Annotated in this window: 12 protein-coding genes; 5 read left to right on the plus strand and 7 right to left on the minus strand. The window is 66.8% G+C overall.

The features are described 5' to 3' along the window. Positions 1-15 precede the first annotated feature (15 nt). The 3 genes from N3J91_06160 to N3J91_06170 form a co-directional block, all read right to left on the minus strand. Positions 16-849 (minus strand): hypothetical protein, encoded by an 834-nt coding sequence (locus tag N3J91_06160; protein ID MCX8156014.1) that lies wholly within the window; start codon positions 847-849, stop codon positions 16-18. Between the two features lie 48 nt (positions 850-897). After that, a complete protein-coding gene (locus tag N3J91_06165) occupies positions 898-2709 on the minus strand; it encodes an ammonia-forming cytochrome c nitrite reductase subunit c552 (GenBank protein ID MCX8156015.1) in 1812 nt (603 codons plus the stop codon). A gap of 501 nt (positions 2710-3210) precedes the next feature. Next, positions 3211-5448, minus strand: a complete 2238-nt coding sequence (locus N3J91_06170; GenBank protein MCX8156016.1) for a S8 family serine peptidase — start codon at positions 5446-5448, stop codon at positions 3211-3213. 600 nt (positions 5449-6048) lie between these two features. Here N3J91_06170 and N3J91_06175 point away from each other — a divergent pair. After that, positions 6049-7404 carry a Gfo/Idh/MocA family oxidoreductase gene (locus N3J91_06175; protein MCX8156017.1) on the plus strand — a complete coding sequence of 452 codons (1356 nt, stop codon included), beginning with the start codon at positions 6049-6051 and terminating at the stop codon, positions 7402-7404. A gap of 30 nt (positions 7405-7434) precedes the next feature. On the opposite strand, the gene N3J91_06180 is transcribed toward N3J91_06175, so the two are convergent. Further along, on the minus strand, positions 7435-8454 hold the full coding sequence (locus N3J91_06180; GenBank protein ID MCX8156018.1) for a ThuA domain-containing protein: 1020 nt from the start codon (positions 8452-8454) through the stop codon (positions 7435-7437). A gap of 143 nt (positions 8455-8597) precedes the next feature. On the opposite strand from N3J91_06180, the gene N3J91_06185 reads away from it, so the two are divergent. Together N3J91_06185 and N3J91_06190 are read left to right on the plus strand one after the other, a co-directional pair. Then, positions 8598-10295, plus strand: coding sequence for a hypothetical protein (locus N3J91_06185; protein ID MCX8156019.1), 1698 nt, complete (start codon positions 8598-8600; stop codon positions 10293-10295). Between the two features lie 154 nt (positions 10296-10449). Then, entirely contained in the window at positions 10450-12303 is a 1854-nt protein-coding gene (locus N3J91_06190; protein ID MCX8156020.1) for an ABC transporter ATP-binding protein/permease, read from the plus strand. A gap of 38 nt (positions 12304-12341) precedes the next feature. Here N3J91_06190 and N3J91_06195 read toward each other — a convergent pair whose 3' ends face one another. The 3 genes from N3J91_06195 to N3J91_06205 all read right to left on the minus strand — a co-directional run bounded on the left by N3J91_06195 (position 12342) and on the right by N3J91_06205 (position 18696). Continuing rightward, positions 12342-14816 (minus strand): DUF1080 domain-containing protein, encoded by a 2475-nt coding sequence (locus N3J91_06195; protein MCX8156021.1) that lies wholly within the window; start codon positions 14814-14816, stop codon positions 12342-12344. A 96-nt stretch (positions 14817-14912) separates the two neighbouring features. Beyond that, positions 14913-17399, minus strand: a complete 2487-nt coding sequence (locus N3J91_06200) for a glycoside hydrolase family 127 protein (GenBank protein ID MCX8156022.1) — start codon at positions 17397-17399, stop codon at positions 14913-14915. Between the two features lie 97 nt (positions 17400-17496). Next, on the minus strand, positions 17497-18696 hold the full coding sequence (locus N3J91_06205; protein MCX8156023.1) for a DNA-binding transcriptional regulator: 1200 nt from the start codon (positions 18694-18696) through the stop codon (positions 17497-17499). A gap of 600 nt (positions 18697-19296) precedes the next feature. Here N3J91_06205 and N3J91_06210 point away from each other — a divergent pair. Both N3J91_06210 and N3J91_06215 read left to right on the plus strand, forming a co-directional pair. Continuing rightward, the gene (locus tag N3J91_06210) at positions 19297-20028 is read left to right on the plus strand and encodes an SDR family NAD(P)-dependent oxidoreductase (protein ID MCX8156024.1); all 732 of its coding nucleotides are present in this window, start codon (positions 19297-19299) and stop codon (positions 20026-20028) included. A 30-nt stretch (positions 20029-20058) separates the two neighbouring features. Beyond that, positions 20059-21093, plus strand: coding sequence for an alcohol dehydrogenase catalytic domain-containing protein (locus N3J91_06215; protein MCX8156025.1), 1035 nt, complete (start codon positions 20059-20061; stop codon positions 21091-21093). Positions 21094-21116 lie beyond the last annotated feature (23 nt).

Genomic DNA, 21116 nt, shown 5'->3' on the forward strand with positions numbered 1-21116 from the left:
ATGTACTCCGGGAGGTTAGAACCGCAATGAGGGATTCACCCGCGAGCCATGCACCGCCTCATGACATCCCGCGGTCCAACACGTGCCCTGCTGCAAACTGATCTTGTGATCCACCCCGCCGATCAGAATCTTGCCCGGGGTCACCTGCTGGAAATGGCACTTCAAACACAAATTCGCATTCCGCGCCGTCAGCAGCTTCGCGTTCACCGTCCCGTGCGGATCATGGCAGCTCGTGCAGCCCTCCCGCATCGCCGCATGCTCAAACACATACGGCCCCCGCTGCGCCTCATGGCATCGCAGGCACGCCTCGTTCTGCGCCAGCCACGCCGTCCCCCCGCCCCGCGTCGCCGGCCCCTTGTGCGGATCGTGGCAGTCCGTGCAGCTCATCCGCCCCTCCGGCACCGGATGATGATGCGCCGCCTGAAACGCCCCGCGCTTGTCCACATGGCAGGTGAAACACGTCTCGCTCGATTTCCGCGGATTCAAAATCGTCGGCCGGTCGCTCACCACCGCCGCCTCCAGCGTCAGATTGTGGCTCGCAATCCGCCGCTCCCCGCCCGATTCCACATGCAGACTGCCCGGCCCGTGGCAGCTTTCGCAGCCCATGTTGATCGCATTCGGTCCCTTGGCCATTAGCCGCGCATGCGCCGCCGTCTGGAAATCCTTGTAGATTTCCTCATGGCACTGCTCGCATTCCTTGGAGCCTACATACTTGGCCCCGGGAATGTCCGGCGGCACCACCACCGTGCGCGTCACCGTGGCGCATGAGGCCGCCAGCACCGCCAGCGCCCCCGCCGCCGCCAGGCCCCAGCCCCCGCCCGGTATCCCGTCCAGCATTCGTTTTAACATAAGCGGCCTCACCTGTTGCGTGTTGCCTGTTGCACACCGCCGTCCGCGCTACCTGGCCAGCTCCGCCTTCACCTTGTCATTGGCCACCTTCAACAAATACCGCGTGTAGGCGTTGTTGTGCACGCCATAACTCCCGTCCTGCTTCACCATGTACAAATTGAACCGCGCCTCCATGATCGCCCGCGGCAGCCCGTTGGTCGGGTTGGTCTGCTGCGCCGCCGTCGGCCCCGTCCACGACAACGCCCCCGCCGGCGCCGGCGACAATGAACCCGGCGTGTTGAACTCCCACGCCAGCTCCGGCACGCTGTTGGTCACCCGCACCCCGTTGACCACCTGCACCACCCGCCCCGCATTCCGCAGGGCCGCCGGTGCCTTCGTCCGCGCCCACAACACCAGGTTGCTCTGCACCTCCGCCATCTTGTTGCGCGTCACCTCCTGCGTGAATTCAATCAGCAGCTCCATCCACTCGTCATCCTGGCCCGTGTGGCAGTCCCGGCATTTGTCAAACGTCTGCGTCGGATTGAAATTGTGCCCCGTGTGATTGGGGTTGTTGGCCGTCGGATTGGTCACCGTCACCTTCTGCATGTGGCAGTCCACGCACTGTTTCTGCAACTGCCAGTGCGGTGACATCGGCACCGGCGCATTCGTCGGCACCACCCCCAGGTTGCCCACCAGAATGTTATATTGCGGCGAATAATGCGGCGCCCGCGCCGTCCCATACGGATCCGCCCCCCGCCCGTTGTGGCACTGCCCGCACACCTGCACGCTCGCATTGTACCCCTTCTGCACCAGGTTCGTCCCCGACGTCACCATGTTGTAGGCATTGGTCGAGAACAACGGATACCGCAGCATGTACCCGTACTGCGTCTTGCTGTGCGGATCGTGGCATACCACGCACGTAATCCCAATCGCCGCCGCCTCCCGCCCCGCCGACACCCCCGGCGGCAGCCGGAACACATTGGTCATCAGCGTCGAAAGCGCATTCGTCGTCGCCGGCTCCTTCAACATCGCATACCGCACACTGCCCGAATGGCACGCCCCGCACGAATTCATCCGCCCCAGCGAGGTCGCCTCCGTCCCCAGAAAACCGGCCACCAGCTCCTCGTTCACCTCCGCATGCAAATGCGTCTCCCATTCATTGAACGTCGGATGATGCGCGTCAGTGTGGCAGCCGCCGCACAACTGCGACGCCAGCTCCTTCACCGGCCGCGTCGTCGGATCAAACGGATTGGCCGCATGCGCCGCCGCCGGCCCGTGGCAGCTCTCGCAGCCCACATTGGCCAGATCCGGCGTCAGCGCCTCGCTCTTGTACCCCGTCGGCAGCCCATACCCCACCGTATGACACGGCAGGCACCGGCTGTTGTTGTGCATGTTGATCCGCTTGAGCGAGGCCAGCGCATTGCCATGGCGCGTCTGCAGCCAGCCGCCATGCGCGCTGCGATGGCACGCCGAGCACTCCGTGCTCCCGGCAAACACCGGCGACGGCCCCGCCACCCGGAAGGTCGCATTGTCCCCCAGCGGCACCGTGGCGCTGAAGCCGTAGGTCGTGGCCAGCGTCTGCCACCCGTTGCTCCGCAACCCCCTGTTGCCCTGCAACAGGAACGGCGTCACCGGATCCACAAACCCGCGCCACGTCACCACCACCTGGTTGTTGGTGGTCGTGCGGATGCTGGTGATGATCGGCCGCGCCGGCATCCCGCCCTCGTGCGGCTCCTGCAAATGAATCTCATACGGATCCCCATGCGCCGCCCCCTGGATCGCCGCCGCCCATCCGGCCGCCGCCAGCGCCAGTCCATAAACCACGCCGCGGCGCCACGCCAGGCGCGCCTGTTGCCGAAAACCAGATGCCATCGTCTTCATAGCCACCGGTACTGTGTGGAGGGTTCAACCCGGCCTACCGCGCCGGGGGGCTGGCCGGCGCCCGTGCGGCACCGCCGCAGGACCGGACGCCACTTGCCGTTGTTGACCAGCATGCACGTTACCATTTGTACGCGCCGGCCCTCACCCCAGCCACACCAATTTTGGTAAGCTCATAACCTTTTTTGCCCCGCCCCTACTGGCCACGGTTAGCCGACATAATAAGTTATCGTGATTATATACAAGTTTATGGTTAATTATTTTAATATTTTCTTAAATAATGCGCTCCCGGGCCGCCGTCCCGCCCCAGCCCGCCCCGGTGGGGCATGGACTAATAATATATATTAGTAGAACTAAAATAATCTTCGGCGATTGAGATATTCTTATATGCGCATGACATTATTCACCGCACCCCCGGCGTCCTCCCCACCGGCAGATGGCCCCCACCTCCTCACCACTCGCCACCGGCAACCCTCACCCCCAAGCCCTCCTCGCGGCCGCCCGCTAGCGCCTCAGCCGGAAATACCGGCTGCTTTCCGTCCGCGGCACAAAGGCCTCCGTCTCGGGAAATCGTCCCGGGATGGCGGCCGCCGGACTGAACCCCCCGCCCAGCGTCCCCGCCGTCCACAATTCAAACAGCTCGCCCCCGCCCGCCGGCCAGCTCAACCGCAGGTAGTGCGCATTGAACGGTGACAAATCCAGCACCAGCGGTTGATTCGGCGCCCGCGGATCCGTCCCCAACACCTGCTCCACCGCGTTGTTGTAGCCGTCCCCGTCCGGGTCCCCCTGCGGCTGGCCCTGCGTGGTCTGGAGCCAGGCCAGCTCCCAGGCGTCGTCCAACCCGTTGGCATTGGTGTCGGTGATGGACACCCCCTGCAACACCAGCTCCGCATACGTCCACACCCCCGTGGCACCGCTCACTTCATCGCTGATTTGGGCGCGCCACACCCCGCGCCCGGCCTCGTAAAAATGGTGGCACGTGTAATACGTCCAGTCGCTCGGCCCGGCGCTCGTATCCGTGTTGCGCATCTGCAGCTCGCTCACCGTGCCCGCCGGCGATTGCAACGTGATGCGCAAATCCCCCCGCCGCGGATGCGTGGTCTTCACCCGCAGCCCCACCCACTCGCACACCAGGCCGTTGGTCACCGTAAAATCCACCGCCGCCGCCTGCAACCGCAACCGCGCCGTCGCCCCGGCGTTGGTGGTCAGCCAGCCCCGCAACTGCGCCCCGTGCGTCTGCGCCAGCAACGCCGCCGGCAGCGGACAAAACTCCGACACCGCCAGCGCCGCGGGCGTCCCCGCGTTGGTCAGATAAAACAACACGCCGCCCGCTCCGGCGGCCGCCGCCGCCTGGATCACCGCCTCATAATTCGTCCCCGCCACCGGCAACACCACATACCTGCCCTGCGCATTCGTGGGCGACAGCTCCTCCGCCCCGTTCAGCGCCACCAGCGGCAGCCACGCGGTGGGCCGGTCCGCCCGCGGCCCCCAACGATTCGGCTCCGCCGGGAACGACAACTCCGGGCTGCCGCCCTGCTCCCGAGCCACCTCCAAGCGCAACGGATTTTCCGGAATCGCCACCGCCTGCGTGGACACCACCGACACCTCCACCGCCGGCGGCCGGTTGCTCCACCCCCGCGCCAGCCGCACCGCCTGCCCCGCCTCCGGCACGCCGAAGCCCACATTCACACTCACCCGCAGCCCCGCGCCATTGGTTTTCACCGCCGGATCCGCCAGATCATAGTGCCCGGCCGAGAGCAGCAAAACCTGCTGCACATCCCGGTAGGTCAGATTCGTATTGACCGCCAGCACCAGCGCCGCCAGGCCCGCCATCTGCGGCACGCTGAAGGACGTGCCCGCCAGATCCCCCGTGTAATCGCTCGCGTCGTTCTCCGGCCACCCCGCGGCATTGGTGCTCCAGCCCGCCGCCCCGCTCAAGTCCGTGCTCCACACCCCATTCCAATACAGCCCCGTCCCGTTGGGCATCGCCAACAGCACACACGTCCCCAGACAACTGTAGGGCGCCACCCGCCCGTCCGCCTTCACCGCCCCCACCGTGATCACCCGCGGATCGTTCAAATAACCGTCGTCCGTCGCCAGCCGCACATACGGCCGCGCATTCCCGCTGGGCCGGCACATGATCACCCCGCGCCCGCCCCGCCCCTCGCCCAACGCCACCGCCAGCGCCTGCCGCTCCGCCTCCGTGGGCCGCGTCTGCCGGATTTCATTCGATTCATTCCAACTGTGATTCTGAATCCCCACCCGCTGGATCCGGTGTTGAAACATCTCCGCCAGCCGCAGATTGCTCACAAAATTTCCGTTCGCGCTGAGGATCACCCAACTGGCAAACTGCGCCTCCGGCGCCACCCCCGCCACCCCGCGCCGGTTGCCCGCCTCCGCCACCGCCAGCCCCGCCACCCACGTCCCATGCGCGTCATTGGCCATGCTCGGCCAGCCGTTGGTTTGCAGCGTGTCAAAATTGTAGTGCAGCCCCGCCGCCTGGCGGTTCGTCAAGTCCCGGTGATCCAGATCAATCCCCCCGTCCGCAATCGCGATGATCTGCCCCGCCCCCCGGCTCAACGGCCACGCCGCCCGCACATTCAAATCCGCCCCCAGCGGCAGCCCGTTGGTGGCCCGATTCTCCAGATGCCATTGCCGCCCAAACCACGGATCATTCGGCGCCGCCGCATACGGCCCCTCCCGCCGCAACGGCCGATACTCCTCCGGACTCGCCACCCGCACCTCCGCCCGCCGGCTCCAGCGCTCCGCCAGCTCCAGCGCCGCCCACGCCGCCGGCGCCGCCACCACCGCCATCTGCTCCCCGATCAAAAACTCCGCCTCCACCCCCTCGCGCGCCAGAAAATCCCGCACCCGCGCCGGCGCCGCCACCCCCACCACCACCCGCCGCCCATACTCCCGCCGGACGCCATCCTCGCGCACCCCCGGCAGCGTGGCCGCCTCCCTCACGCCCAGCGCTGCCGTCACCTCCACCACCCGCAGCTCCGGCTCGCGCCACACAAAACGCCGCGTCTCCGCCGCCCCGGCCACCGCCGCGAGCGCCAGCAACACGGCCCCGCCCCATCGCCATAAACCACGCATGAACAACGCCTAACCATAATGGCAATCTCCCCCTTTTTCCATCGCCGTTTCGCCCTTTTCCGCGGGCGGCCGGCCCAAAAACGCCCGCCGCCCGCCACTTCACTTGGACTTGCGCCCGCCCGGCAAAACCGACACATTAACCCCCATGCAGTGGACCACGGAAATCACCGCCCGCCTGCCGGGAGCATGCCGCCGGCGGCCGTGGCCTGCCCTGTGTTCAACCTCCATGCCACCTCCCGTCCTATGAGCTTCATGATCAATCGCCGCCACTTCCTCAAAACCGCTTCCGCCTCGCTGGCCCTCTCGGTGGTCGGCGCCCGGGCCGCGGACCTCATCCAGCAAAAAACCTGGCGCGTCGGCCTGATCGGCACCGGCTGGTATGGCAAGAGCGATCTCTTCCGCCTCATTCAGGTGGCGCCGGTGGAGGTGATCTCCCTTTGCGATGTGGACCGCAACCTCCTCAAGGAGGCCGGCGAGCTGGTCAGCCAGCGCCAGAAGTCCAAAAAAGTGCCGCGCCTCTACACCGATTACCGCCAGATGCTCGCCGAGCGGGATCTGGACCTCGTCCTCATCGGCACGCCCGACCACTGGCACGCCCTGCAAACCATTGCCGCCCTCGAAGCCGGCGCCCATGTCTATGTGCAGAAACCCATCAGCGTGGACGTCCTCGAGGGCGAGGCCATGCTGGCCGCCGCCCGCAAACACCGCCGCGTGGTGCAGGTGGGCACCCAGCGCAAAAGCACCCCCCACCTCGTCGAGGCCAAGAAAAACATCGTGGACGCCGGCCTGCTGGGCAAGGTCTCCCACATCGAAATCTGCTGCTATTACCACATGCGGGCCAATGGCAATCCTCCCGTTCAGCCCGTTCCTGATTTCCTGGATTATGAAATGTGGACCGGCCCCGCCCCCTGGCGCCCCTACGACGGCCTCCCGCATGTCCGCTGGTGGCGCACCTTCATGGAGTACGGCAACGGCATCGTGGGCGACATGTGCATCCACATGCTCGACACCGTCCGCTGGATGCTGGGCCTGGGCTGGCCGCGCCGCATCAGCTCCAGCGGCGGCATCTTTGTGCAGAAAGAAGGCAAGTCCAACATCACCGACACCCAGACGGCCGTCTTTGAGTACCCCGAGCTGACCATCGTCTGGCAGCACCGCACCTGGGGCGACCCGCCCGACCCGGATTATCCCTGGGCCATGTTCCTCTACGGCGATCGCGGCACCCTCAAGGCCAGCGTCACCCGCTACGATTTCATCCCCCGCGACAAAAACAGCAAACCCATCCGCAAGGACTGCCTCTACGAACGCGAGCAATTCCCGGAAGACGTCACCGAAAAGGGCATCGAGCTGCACGCCGCCCCCGCCACCCGCCGCCACATGCTCGACTGGCTGGCCGCCATCACCGAGGGCCGCCGCCCCGTGGCGGACATCGAGGAAGGCCACATCTCCACCGCCAGTTGCATCCTGGCCAACATCGCCATGCAACTGGGCCGGCCCGTCACCTACGACCCCGTCAAACGGGTGGTCGTAGGCGATGCCGCCGCCACCAAATTATTGCGCCGCGCCTACCGCAAACCGTGGAAACATCCGGAAGTCTAGCCGGCCGGCCGCCCGCGGCGGGACGGCCGCCTACTTAATCTCCGCCAGCATCTCCGGCTTGATGCCCTTGACATGCTTGCCGAAGCCGAAGTACGTCGGCTTCCACTCGCCCACAATTTCCACGCGGCTGCGCGCCGGGATTTGCGCCTCCATGCCCAGGCACCAGTAGGCCCCGTTGACCAGCAGCCGCCGGAAGGCCTCATTCTGCATGTCCACCGCGCTGCCCATCGTGGAAGTGAACACCCGCCCGCCCTTGTAGGTCTTGGTCCACGCAATCGGCATCATCGGATTATTCTTCTCCCCTTCCACCGGCGGATCCTCCGGCTTCATCCCCTTGACCACCTGCCCCAGCACCAGCGGCCGGCTGTCCCCCGGCAGCGGCAGGCGCACCCGGTACACATCGGTCGGCCCGAAAATCTCCCCGTCCTTGATTCCCCGCAGGATCGGATGATTCGCCTCGCCCGGCGCGATCATCCCGCGCGTCGCCTCGGTGCCGTGATTGCCGTGATGCGCAATCCACTTCTCCCCCAGCACCTGCCGCCCGAAGCCCCCCTCATAATCCGCGCCCCCGTAGCCGTCGCTGTATTTGAAATACGGGCTGTTTTTGTTGCTCAACTTGAACGCATGCGTCGCCGTGCGTATCCCCAGCACCGGCTTCCCCGCCTCCACATAATCCACAATGGGCTTCATCTGCTCGTCCGGCAGATTGCGCCAGCGCGTGAAAATGATCATCAAGTCCGCCGTCTTCAGCGCCTCCAGCCCGGGTATATTACTGTTCACATTGGGATTGATCTCGCCGGTCGCCGGGTCAATCGCATACAACACCGTGCACTTGAACCCATGATGCCGCGCCAGAATCCGTCCCAGTTGCGTCAACGCCTCCTCCGACCGATACTCCTCGTCGCCCGAAACCAGCACGATGTGTTTGCCCTTGCCGGGGCCGGGAAAACCGTCATACACCACCCACGGCGCCGCCGGCGCCGCAAACACCATCCCCCCCCCACAGATCAGTCCCGCCAGCAAGGCCCAGGAGAATATGGATTGCTTCATAGTATTGGCTTTGTGCATCTGCGTTCTGCCGCATTGGACGCCAAAAAGCAATCCGATATTCCAACCCCCGCGCCAGCCGCGCCCTCCCACACCGCACTGGCACTCCGCCGCCGCTTATGGTATGACCTGCGGGCGTCACGACCATGACCAAAATCCTGTTGCTTGCCGCCGCCCTCGCCGCCCTGGCCCTTTGGCAACCCCGCTGGTTTTCCCGCGCCCTGCGCGGCCTTGAGCTGCTTACCGGCGCGCTCGGCCGCCGGCCCCGCCTCACCATCGCCCTGGTGGGGCTGCTCACTTTTGCACTGCACGGCGGCCTCACGCTCGTGGTGGGCCGCTCGGCGCCCCACATCCACGATGAGTTTGCCAATCTCCTGGCCGCCGACACCTTCGCCCGCGGGCGCCTGGCCAACCCGGCCCATCCCCTGGCCGAATTTTTCGAGGAAATCCACGTCCTCTGCGAGCCGCCCCACTCGCCCACGCCCGTGCGCATGTCCAAATACCCCCCGGCCCAAGGCCTCATGCTGGCCCTGGGCCAGGTGACCGTGGGCCAGCCCATCGTGGGCATGTGGCTGAGCGTGGCCCTGGCCTGCGCCGCCCTGTGTTGGGCCTTTTTTGCCTGGCTGCCGCCGCGCTGGGCCGTGCTGGGCGGCCTGCTGGTGGCCCTGCATCCGGTGTTGCTCAAGTGGGGCCAGGTTTATTGGGGCGGCGCGGAGGCCCTCCTGGGCGGCGCGCTGGTGGCCGGCGCCTTTCGCCGCTGGGTCAACGGCCCCCGGCCCGCCCATGGATTCTGGCTGGCCACCGGCGGCGCCTGCATGGCCTTGAGCCGCCCCTTTGAGGGGCTGCTGGTGGCCCTCATCGCCCTCACCGGCCTGGCCGTGTGGACGTGGCGCCAGCGGGCCACCCTGGACATTAAAACACTGCAACGCGCCCTGCTGCCCGCCGCCATCGTCGCCGGCCTCTACCTCGGCTGGCAGGGTTATTACAACGCGCGCCTCACCGGCCAATATCTCAAGTTTCCCTACATGGTCTATGAGGAACGTTACGCCGTGGCCCCGTTTTTGGTGTGGATGAAACCGCGCCCGGAACCAGCCTACCATCACGCCCTCATCCGCGAGCACTTTGTCGGCTATGCCTGCGAGGAATATTACGCCCAGCAAACGCTGACGGGATTCCTCCGCCAGTCCGGGGTGAAACTCAAGCGCCTGGCGCGGGATTATCTGGGGCGCTTCTACGTCCTGGCCCTGCCCCTGCTGGCGCTGCCGTGGGTCTGGCGCCGCGGCGGCTGGCCCCGCTTTGCCCTCGGGGCGGTGCTGGCTTTCGGGCTGCTCACTCTGCAGGAAACCTGGATGTGGGACCGCTACGCCGCCCCCATCGGCGGTTTCCTGTTTGTCGTCCTGCTCCACGGCCTGCGCCAATGGGCGGGCTGGCGCCCCGGCGGCCGGCCCCTGGGGCGCGCCGTGGTGGTGTTGATCCTGCTCGGTTTTCTGGGCCAGACCGCCTTGTGGCTGAAAACCCGCCGCTGGGAAAACCAGCGCCGCGACTGGGACTACCAGCGCCAGGAAATGATCGCCCGCCTCACCCGCCAGGGCGGTCAGCACCTCATCCTTGTCCGCTACGGCCCCAAACAATCCGTGCATGATGACTGGGTCCACAACGGCGCCGACCTCGACGGCGCCCCCGTCCTCTGGGCGCGCGACATGGGCCCGGAGAAAAACCGGCGGCTGCTCCAATACTTTGCCGGCCGCACCGTCTGGCTGCTCGAATCCGAGCTGCCCGTGGCCCAGGTGCGGGATCAAATGAAATCCCCGCCCCAGCACGAATTGCGCCCGTATCGGGAATGACTCCCGGCCGCCAACCGCCCCGGCATCAAGCCCGCCCTCCGGGGCGGCGCCCGCCCCCTGGGACGGGAGGCCGTGACGGCGGCCGCCGCTTCTGGCTCGACGCCAGACCGCCCCAACCGTTATGTTGGTCCCCGCGGACTCGCGGTTCATCATCATGAGCCATATCTGGACGGTGCTTAAATTTGGCTGGCCGTACTTGCGCAAGTACTGGCCGCGCCTGCTCATGGGCATCCTGCTGGCGGTGAGTTTCGGCCTCACCAACGCCAGTTTCGTCTGGGTCTCGCGCACGCTCTTCGAGCGCATGGACCCCGCCTACGCCGCCCGCCGCGCCGAGGAAAAAGCCCGGCCCCCCGCCGCCCCCCAACTCGTTCAGCCCGGCTGGCTGCCGCAAGCCTCGGAAAAAGTGCAGGCCGCCCTCGACCCCTGGCTGCCCAAGGCCGGACGGCGACCCGACTGGCGGCAGATGCTCGGCGGCCTGTTGATCCTCCCCCTCATGGTGGCGGTGAGCCGCTATCTCGGTTATCTGGCCACCTATTGCAACAACTGGGTGGGCGAGCGCTTCATCGCCGATGTCCGCGTCAGTTTGCTGGAAAAGCTCTATGCCCTGTCGCTCGATTTCTTCAACCGCTCCACCCTGGGCGATTTGCTGACCCGCATCAACAGCGACACCGCGGCCCTGCAGCGCTGCATGACCAACGGTTTCAATGACCTCATCAAGGAACCGTTCACCATCGCCGTGGTCTTCCTGGCCCTGCTCATGGTCAACGCGCCGCTCACCCTGCTGGCCATCGTGTTTCTCCCCCTGTGCGTGGTGCCGCTCATCATCCTCGGCCGCAAAGTCCGCCACGCCATGCAACGCCTGGTCCAGGCCACCGTCTCCCAGGCCAACCTGCTCGTCGAGGCCCTGAGCGCCATCCGCGTGGTCAAGGCCTTCGGCCTCGAGGCCGAGCAGAGCCGGCGCTACCGCGAGTACATCCGCCAGTCCGTCCACCACAGCATGAAAAACGTCCAGGCCAAGGAGCTGGTCAACCCCCTCATGGAGGTCATCGGCATGCTGGGCCTGGGCCTGCTGATTGTGGTGGTCTTTTACCGCCAGGTCTCCGTGCCGGACTTGGTGGGCTTTTTCACCGGCGTGGCCGTCATGTTCACCCCCATCAAACGCCTGGCCAATGTGCCCATGTTTTTTACCCAGGCCAGCGTGGGCGTCCAACGGCTCATGCAAATCTTTGCCGAGCAGCCCACCGTCAAGGAACCCGCCCACCCCCGGCCCGCCCCCGCCTTCGCCCGCGCCATCACTTTTGAACACGTCACCTTCGCCTACCACGATCAACCGGTGTTGCAGGACATTCAACTCACCATTCCCAAGGGCCTGCGCCTGGGCATCGCCGGCGAAAGCGGCAGCGGCAAAAGCACGCTCGTCAATCTGATCTTCCGCTTCTACGACCCCCAACAGGGCGCCATCCGCCTCGACGGCGTGGATTTGCGCGACCTGAACAGCGCCGACCTCCGCCGCCAGATGGCGCTCGTCAGCCAGGAGGTCGTCCTGTTTGACGGCACCATCGCCGAAAACATCGCCTGCGGCAAACCGGGCGCCACCCGCGCCGAGATCGAACAGGCCGCCCGCATGGCCTATGCCCATGATTTCATCATGGCCAAACCCCAGGGCTACGATACGCCCGTGGGTGAGCGCGGCGTCGAGCTGAGCGCCGGCCAGCGCCAGCGCATTTGCATCGCCCGCGCCTTCATCCGCAACGCCCCCATCCTCGTCCTCGACGAAGCCACCGCCGCCCTCGACGCCCAGTCCGAGGCCGAGGTGCAGGCCGCCATTGAACGACTGGAGGAGAACCGCACCGTCATCTGCGTGGCCCACCGCCTTTCCACTCTTCAGGCCATGGATCAGATCATCGTCCTGGAAAAAGGGCGCATCATTGAGCAGGGCACTTTTACCGAACTGTTGGCGCAGGACGGCGTCTTCGCCCGCATGGCCCGCCGCCAGGGACTGGGTTGATGGCCAGGCCGCGCCGCGGCACCCGCCGGCGATTTCGCTTACTTGAACTGCAGGAACGTCACGGAATGCGGCGCAAAAACCCACCGCGGCGGACCGCCGGCGGCGCCGTGCCGCCACCGCCGGCTCTGCGGCGCCACGCGCTCCGGTGCGGCGGCGGTGTTGCGGGCATCCAGCGGCCCGGCCAGCTCTTCCACCACGGCCTCCGCCCGGGCGGGCACAAACCCGGCCAGCTCCAGCCGCGCCGGCACGGGCTGATCGCTCAGATTGACCACCTGCACCACCAGCGCGCGGCCGTCCTCACTGCGCGTGGCCGTCACCTCCAGGGCCTCGCCGGCGCCCTGCACCTCCGCCCGCACCGCCCACGGTTGATAATGGCGCGCAAACAGCCGCGTCACATACCCTGGCGGCTGCAACCACACCTGCGCGGGATTCAAAAAAAGCAGCCCCTGATCCCATCCATTGTCATTCTGCCCGTCGGGCTGCAGGCAGTTGGCGGAGCAGACCACCGGCACGCGCCCGTCGCGCTGAAAACGTTGCAGCGCCAGCGCGTTGGCCAGGGCGCGGCGCTGCGCGGGGTTGTTGGCGTTCAATTCAAACACCGCCAGCCGAAACCGCGCGTCCGGCACCAGCTTCTCCAGCGCATCGCGGAAACTCAGCGCGCCCTCCAGCGAGCCCGTGGGGCGCGGCCCATCCGTCCACACGTGCACATCGAACCACACCTCGCGCCCGTGCTGCCGGGCCAGCTCGAGAATCTGCCGCTGCGCGTTCAGATGCGTGATGCGCGAAGCCGCCCCCCGCACGGCCTGGGGATCGGTAATGACCTCCTCATAGGCAAAGTCTCCCACCACCAGAATGATCTCCGGATCACGCGCCCAGATGGCCTCCGCCAGCGCCTTAAATTTCGCATAATACGCCTCGTCCACGCGCTCCTCGTTGCCCAGTTGCAAATGCCGCAGCCGGTATGGCGCCCGATGGCCGTCGGCCACCCGCCGCCGCCCCCAGGGCGTCTCCGGCGGGCCGTTGACGTACTCAATGAAATCCGCCATGTCCTGCGGCGTTTCCCCCATGTTCACCGCCGGAATGGCCAAAAAACCTGCCGCCTCGCAGAAATTGAGAAAATCAAAAATGCCCCACCCGTTGGAAGCATAGGGATACCACCATCCCTTGTAGGGCGGACGCTGCTCGCGCGGGCCAATCATTTTTTTCCACCGATACTCCGGCGCATTCACCATGCACCCGCCATAACGCATCACCGTCAGCCCCTGGGCCACCAGCGCCTCGGCCACATCCCGCCGTACGGGCAGGCCCTTGAACCGCCCCCAGGCGCCGGGTTGCAGCAGGGCATAGCCCACCACCACGCTGCCCGGCTGCTTGAGCTTGAGCGCCAACCGCCCCGCCGGGTCCGTGGCGCCGGGCGTCAGCTTGAAGTTCAGCTTCTGCCAGCCTCCCGCCGCCACCGGCAGCCGCCGCTCCGCATACACCCGCGCCCCGTCGCGGCTCTCCAGCGCCACCCATAATTCGGTGTCCTCCGCCGCGCGCGCCACCACCAGGCCCTCGTACACCCTGCCGCGCTGGAAATACATGCCCCAGCGGTTCAAGCCCTGATTCTCGATCCCGATCTCCCCCACGCCGCTGCTGAAGGTGAGGCGCTGACTTTGCGGCCCTGAATACGCATCCCGGGTTTCCAGCCCGAACTCGCCCCGCGCACTGCCGCGGCGCAGGGGCCGCCACATGCCACTCACGCCCCGCCCCCACAGCTCCGCCTCCGCCTGCGCAAACTCCACCCGCCGCACCGCGCCGCCCGTGGTGAGGACCAGGTTGCGGAAACGCGCCTCCCGCTGCCACGTGCGCAGCCCCACCAGCCCCGCGCCCAGCGGATGTTGCGTATCCTCATAACGGGTGATCAGGCGCTCATTGACCCGCACCTCCAACGCCGTGCCCTCCATCCGCACCGCCAGCTTGTTCCATTGCCCCACCGCCACCTCGCACGGCACCGTGCGAATCGGCTCCCAATTCTGCCGGTGCCGCCCCAACACCAGCCGCCCGGACGTCTCCAGCGCGATCTCATAGCCCGTGAAACGATCCGCCCCCACTCCCGGCTCGCTGACCTTGACAATGAGTCCCGCATTGCCCGGGGCGCGCTCAGGGAAAAACACCTCCACACTCACCTCGCCCTCGCTCAGCGCCGGCGCCAGATCGCACAATAATTTCGGCCCGTCCCCGCCCGGCGCGTGCAGCACCCCCTCCTGCACCGTCCAGCTCCCGCCGTAAGCCGTGAAACCGCGCACCGGCAGCGGCGGCGCCGGCTCGGCAAAGCTCTCGCCAAACACCATCTGGCTGTCCAGCCCGCCATACACCTCATGATTCACATCCTCCAAACACGCCCCCGTCAGATAAGGGGAAATCCGGTGGGCACGCGCCGCGGCATCCACCGTAATCACGGCCTCGGGCGCCGCCCACAGTCCGGCCCCGAGCATCAACCAACCACCTATCAGCAACACCCTCATTTTCATGCTCTTCACCTTTTCCTGCGCCAGCTCCGCCGGCTCGATTGAATATCGCCCAGTTTCTGATGTTTTCTTAATCCCAGGCGTTGGCCTGCGCGCTTTCTATTCCACGCGCCATTCCAGGATCCCGCCGGACCAGCCCGGCTGCAGTTGCACCTCCAACCGCAGGGCGCGGGTCTCCACCGGCGCAAAAGTCACCCGGTTGAACCGGTCCATCTCCGTGCCATAGCCACTCGGCTGGGACACCGGCCGCCACTCCTCCCCGTCCCGATACAGCACCCGCCATGATTGCGGCACCCGGCAATGGGCCTGAATGCGCCGCTCATCCCACCAATACACCTCCACCGCGCGCACCCGCACGGGCCGGCCAAAATCATACTGCACCCACTCCACCGTCCCCCGATGATCCCACCAGGTGAACCGCGGGATTTTGGCGTCATCCGACGCCGCCGGCTCCACCTGGTCATTCAAGGCCGCCACGGTGTCCCGCGCAAAACAATGCGACGCCGAGGCCCGCGCCCCGCTGGCGAGCGTCGGCCGCGGCAGCGGCTCGGCCACCAGCGGCGTCTCCGCCATCCACACCCGCATTTCCCCGGCCTGCCGGTTGGCATGTGCAAAATAAGGAATGGCCATGAAGGTGGCGTTGGACATTCCCGGCACCCGGTTTTGCGGCAGGTACAACGTGTCCGGCCACTCCGCCCGATGCACGGCCACGGCCGGACCGCGGAGCACCGTCACCCCGCCCAGCAGGCCCGGTTGATGCTCCGCCCGCAGCGGGGCCTCGGGCGGAATCACCAGATGCCGCACACTGCCGCCGTGATCCACGCCCTCCAAACAGTAAAACAGCGGCCCGCGTTGCAGCGCCACCCGCCCGCGGTTGGCCTCCACCTTCGGATGCGCCTGCACGCGCCGCACCGGCAGCGGCAGGGACAATTCCACCACCTCGCCCCGCCGCCAGGTGCGCTGCAGGCGCGCATAACCCCGCACCACCTCCACCGTGCCCACCCCGCGCCCGTTCACCCGCAGCCGCGGCTGCTCACCCCACCCCGGCAACCGCACATACAAGGCAAAATCCACCGCCCGCTCGGGCGTGACCACCAGCTTGATCTCGCCCTCCCAGGGATAACGCGTGAGCTGGCGCAAGTGCACCGGCACACCCTGCACCGGCACCGTCGTCCGGCTGCCGATGAACAAATTGACATACACCTCGCCCGGCGCCTGGGCATAAATGCAGCCCGGCAGCGCCCCCATGATCTTGAGAAACATGGGCGGACAACACGGGCAGGAATGCCACGCCCAGCGCTGCCGTTGCGGGCCGGCGGCCAGCGGATTGTCGTAGAAATACCGGTCCCCGCTCAGGGAAACACCGGTGAGAATGGCGTTGTACAACACCCGCTCCAGTTCATCCGCGTAGCGCGCCTCGCCCAGCGCCAGATTAAGCTGGTGATGAAAAAATCCCGCCCCCACCGCCGCGCACGTTTCCAGATAGCCGTCATTGGGCAGCTCATAATCCCCGCCAAACCCCTCATGCTGCGCCACCGCCCCCAGCCCGCCGGTGATGTACATGCGCCGCTGCACCATATTGCTCCACAGCCGCGTGGCCGCCGCCAGATAATCCGCCCGCCCATTGGCCCGCGCCGCCGCCACCACGCCGGCGCATAACAGCGTGGCCCGCACCGCGTGGCCCTCCAGCGTCTCCTGCTCCAGCACCGGCCGATGATCCTGCCCATACGCCCCAAAGCTCTTGCGCCCGGCATGCCGCCCCCGGTTTTCGATCCAAAACTCGGCCAGCCGCAGATACTGCAGCTCCTCCACCGGCACCGGCATCCGCGCCTTCAAGCCAGGCTCCTCCTTGAACAATCCATACAGCTTGACCAGCGCCTCCTCCGGCAGCGAGTGCCCCGGCACCACGTTCGCCTTGGGCGGCGGCCCCATCACGTCCGCCATGTGATTCGCCAGCCGCACCGCCACCTCCAGCAGCCGCGTCTTGCCCGTGGCCCGGTAATAATGCACCGCCGCCTCCACCAGCGCCCCTGCGTTATAGACATCGTGCTGCCAGTTGTCGTCGCCCCCGTTCAGCCCCCACGGCTGATGCGGCCGCTCCAGTTGCGTGTAGGTGTTGAGATAACCCTGCGGATGCCGCGCCTGCGCCGCCGCTATGCGTTCAATGTAACCATCCACCCGCCCTTCCAGCGCGGCCTCCCGCCGCGCCGCCAGAAAATCCGCGCTCGCCCGGATCATCTCGTAGATCAAACCATCATACCACGGCGGCCCCGCATGCTGGCCGCTGCGGCCTTCGCGGACCCGGTCAAAATTGGTCAGTGCCCCGTCCTGCTCAAACTTGGCGAAACAGTCCGGGATCGTCACCTCCCGCCACACCTTGAGTTTGGGCGACCAAAACGCATCCTCGATCACCACCTGTGCCACCGGCACGGGCGTGAGCGGGGCCGGCGCCCCCCTGACGCCGCCGGTCAACCCCAGCGCCACCAGACCCACCCGGAGCCAGAGCCGCCAGAACCGCGCCCGGGCCCTTGCCGCCGGTTGTCCCTGACCCCGTGCCGCTGTGTGTGCTGCGCTGCTGCATTCCATGCCCCGCACCTTACCACATCGTCCGCCGCCGCGGTTGCAATCTTTTATCTGGAAAATTTCGTATTTTTAGGGGCGCCCGCCGGGGCTGGCGGCGGGACTAGTCCGCCACCCCGTACTGGCGCCGGTAGCGGGCGGGCGGCAGGCCGTAGAACTTGCGAAAAAGACACACCAGGTAGGCGGCCTGCTCCACCCCCACCGCCTGCGCAATCTGCGGCAACTTCCAGTCCGTGGCGAGCAGCAGCTCGCGGGCGCGCTGCATTTGCACCGCCCGGATTTCCCGCTGCGGCGAGTGCCCCACATGCCGCCGGAAGGCGCTCTCCAGCCAGGAGCGCGAGCATTTCAAATGACGCACCACCTCTTCCACCCGCAGCCCCCGGCAGGCGTGCTGCCGGATAAACTCCATGGCCCGGCTCACCAGCGGCTCGGCAAAGGCATACACCTCGGTGGACTGCCGCGTAATCACCCCGCGGGGCGGCAGCAGCAGCGGCGCCGCCGGCGCCGCCGCCCCCGCCATCAACCGGTCCAGCATCGCCGCCGCTTCATACCCCACCCGCTCCGCATCGGGCACCACGCTCGACAGCGGCGGCTCGCACAGCTCGCAAAACGTTTCCGCGTTGTCCACCCCCAACACCGCCACCTGCCGCGGCACCGACCACCCCAGTTGGCGGCAGGCGTCCAGCACGTGCTGCGCGCGCACATCGTTGCAGGCCATGATGCCGATGGGCAGCGGCAGCGTTTGCAGCCAGCAGGCCAGCCGCTGGCGCTCCTCCTCGTACGGCCGCTCGCGCACGCTCAGCCATCGCGTCTCAAATATCCACTCCCGTTTCAGCGCCGGCCCCGCCACCTCCGTAAAACCCTGCCGCCGCTGCAACGACCACGTCTCCCCCAGAAATCCACAATACGCCAGTTGCCGGAATCCCCGCTCCAACAAATGCCGCGCCCCCAGCCGGCCAATGGCCACCATGTCGGACGCCACCCGCGGCAGCCCCAGCTCCAGATGCTGATCATTCAAATCCACCACCGGCAGCCCCCGCTGCCGGAACACCTCCGCCCATTCCGGCGTCGTGGAGCGGCAAATCACGCCGTCCCCCTTCCACCGCCGCAGCCAGTCCGGCGGCGGCGCGCGCAGCTCGCGCTCGTCCAAAAAAACCGACCACCCGCCGTGCCGCCGCAGATACCGCGCAATGCCGCGCAAGATCTGGCGTCCGTACACCACGGAGGTCTCCACAATCAGCGCCACCTGCCGCCGCCGTGCCCCGGCGCGGCCGGCAGATTTGCTCCGCTTGACCTGGCTCATGCCCCAGCTTGCTTCACCGGTTACTTCCCCCTCCCCCGGCCGCCCCCCGCTAAAAGCAAAAGCCAGAGTTAAATGGACCTCGGTTGCACCCAACCCATGTAACTCTGGCTTGTTGGTTAAAGGTTCAGGTTATTTCTTCTTCTTGGCGGCTGCCTTCTTCTTGGCAGGCGCTTTCTTCGCCTTCTTATCGGCCATCGTGTTTCACCTCCTTTCTGCGCAAACTTGCGTCGGGAGAGAGAGGAGAGAAAATCACGCTTCCTTGAATACCGCCGGAGGAACCAGAAGAGACAAACCACCCTGCGGCTTCTGGCGTGCACCGCGCAGGCTGCTGATGGTGTGTCATGGCATTTATATGACACGCTCCGCTGCTTTCGTCAACTGTCCCGCAAAAAAATCTGCACTTGTGGCTTCGCTCGTCATCTGTCCCCGCGCCGCTCCACGCATGAAATTTTTTCTGCGTCTGCGTGTCCGCGCCAATAAATCATGCGGCCCGCCGCCGCGTTCTCTCCGCCAGCCGCGATAAAACCTCGCGCGCATGGGAAGCGAGCGCCTGGGGCATTGCGCCTTTTCTTCTTCGCGGCCTCGCTCTACACTGCCGGCGTGGCAAACGAACACGCGACACCGCCTCCCCCGGTGGCGCTGATCACCGGCGCCGCGGGCGGCCTGGGCAACGCGGTGATCCACGAGCTGCTGGCCCAGGGCTGGCGCGTGGGCGCCGGCTGGCATCGGCAGCCGTTGACGCCCGCCGGCGAGGCCCTGCTGCCGCTGGCGCTGGACGTGACCTCCACCGCCGGCGTGACTGCGGCCGTCGAGCAGTTGCTGGCCCGCTGGGGACGCCTCGATCTGCTCGTCCACTGCGCCGGCATCACCCGCGACACCCTCCTGGCGCAGATGCCGCCCGCCGACTGGGACGCCGTGATGCAGGTGCACGTCAAAGGCGCGTTCCTCTGCGCCCGCGCCGTGCTGCCGGTGATGGCCCGCCAGCGCGCCGGCCACATCCTCCATATCAGCAGCTTTGCCGCCCGCGCCGGCGCGCGCGGCCAGGCCAACTACGCCGCCGCCAAGGCCGCCCTGTTGGGCCTGACCGTGAGCCTGGCCCGCGAGGCGGCCCCCCACAACGTGCAGGTCAACGCCGTCCTCCCCGGCGTGCTGCCCACCGGCATGACGCAATCACTCACCGCCGCGCAGTTGGCCGCGCTCACCGAGGCCAACCTGCTGCGCCGGATGAACGACCTGCCCGAGGTGGCCCGCTTCATCGTGTTTCTGGCAGGCATGCGGAATGTCTCCGGTCAAATCTTTCAACTGGACAGCCGGGTGCATTCGTGGACTTGATGTCCGGGCCGACTGCGGATCAGTCATGCCATGAAAGCTCTCGCTCTCACCGCCCTGCGCCGTCTGGAATGGATGGAGCTGCCAATGCCCGAGCTGCGCTCGCCGCACGATGTCCTGCTGCAAGTCCGCTGCGTGGGCATTTGCGGCTCGGACCTGCATTATTACGAAACCGGCCGCATCGCCTCCCGCCGCGTCCAGTTCCCGTTCGTCCTGGGCCACGAATGCTCCGCCGTGGTCATGGCCACCGGCGCCGCTGTGCAACGGGTCAAACTGGGGGATGAAGTGGCGGTGGACCCCGCCATGAGCTGCGGCGCGTGTGATCAATGCCGTGCCGGCCGTCCCCACACCTGCCGCCATCTGCGTTTCCTGGGCTGCCCCACCGAGGCGCCGGGTTGTCTGAGCGAGTTCATCGTCATGCCCGAAACCAGTGTGTATCGCACCTTCCGGCGCATCAACCTGGTCCAGGCCGCCCTCTGCGAGCCGCTCTCCATCGCCCTCCATGCCGTGCGCCTCGCCCGCCTGCAACCCGGCATGAGCGTGGGCATCCTCGGCGCAGGCCCCATCGGACTGTGCGTCATGCTGGCCGCCCGCCACGCCGGCGCCGCGGGCATCTGGATGACCGACCGCCTGCCCTATCGCGTGCAATTCGCCCAAGACCACGGCGCGCGCTGGGCCGGCAACCCCGACACCGAAGATGTCGTCCGCCACATCCTCAACGCCGAGCCTCACGGGTTGGATGTCGTCTTCGAGTGCGCCGGCCAGCAGGCCGCCCTGGACCAGGCCGTGGACCTCCTCAAGCCCGGCGGCACGCTGGCGATTGTCGGCATTCCCCGCGAAGAACGCGTCTCCTTCCACATTGACTCGCTGCGCCGCAAGGAAATCACCCTCGTCAATGTCCGCCGCCAGAATCAGTGCGTGCAGCCTGCCATGGACCTCGTGGCCACCGGCGCGGTGCAACCCGATTTCCTCGTTACACACACCGTCGGCCCGGAAGGAGCCGCCGACGCTTTCGCCATGGTGGCGGACTATCGCGACGGTGTGATCAAGGCCATGATTGAATTCTAACCTCCCCCGCCTCCGCCCCGGCG

Source organism: Verrucomicrobiia bacterium, assembly GCA_026414565.1.
Lineage (GTDB): Bacteria > Verrucomicrobiota > Verrucomicrobiia > Limisphaerales > Fontisphaeraceae > Fontisphaera.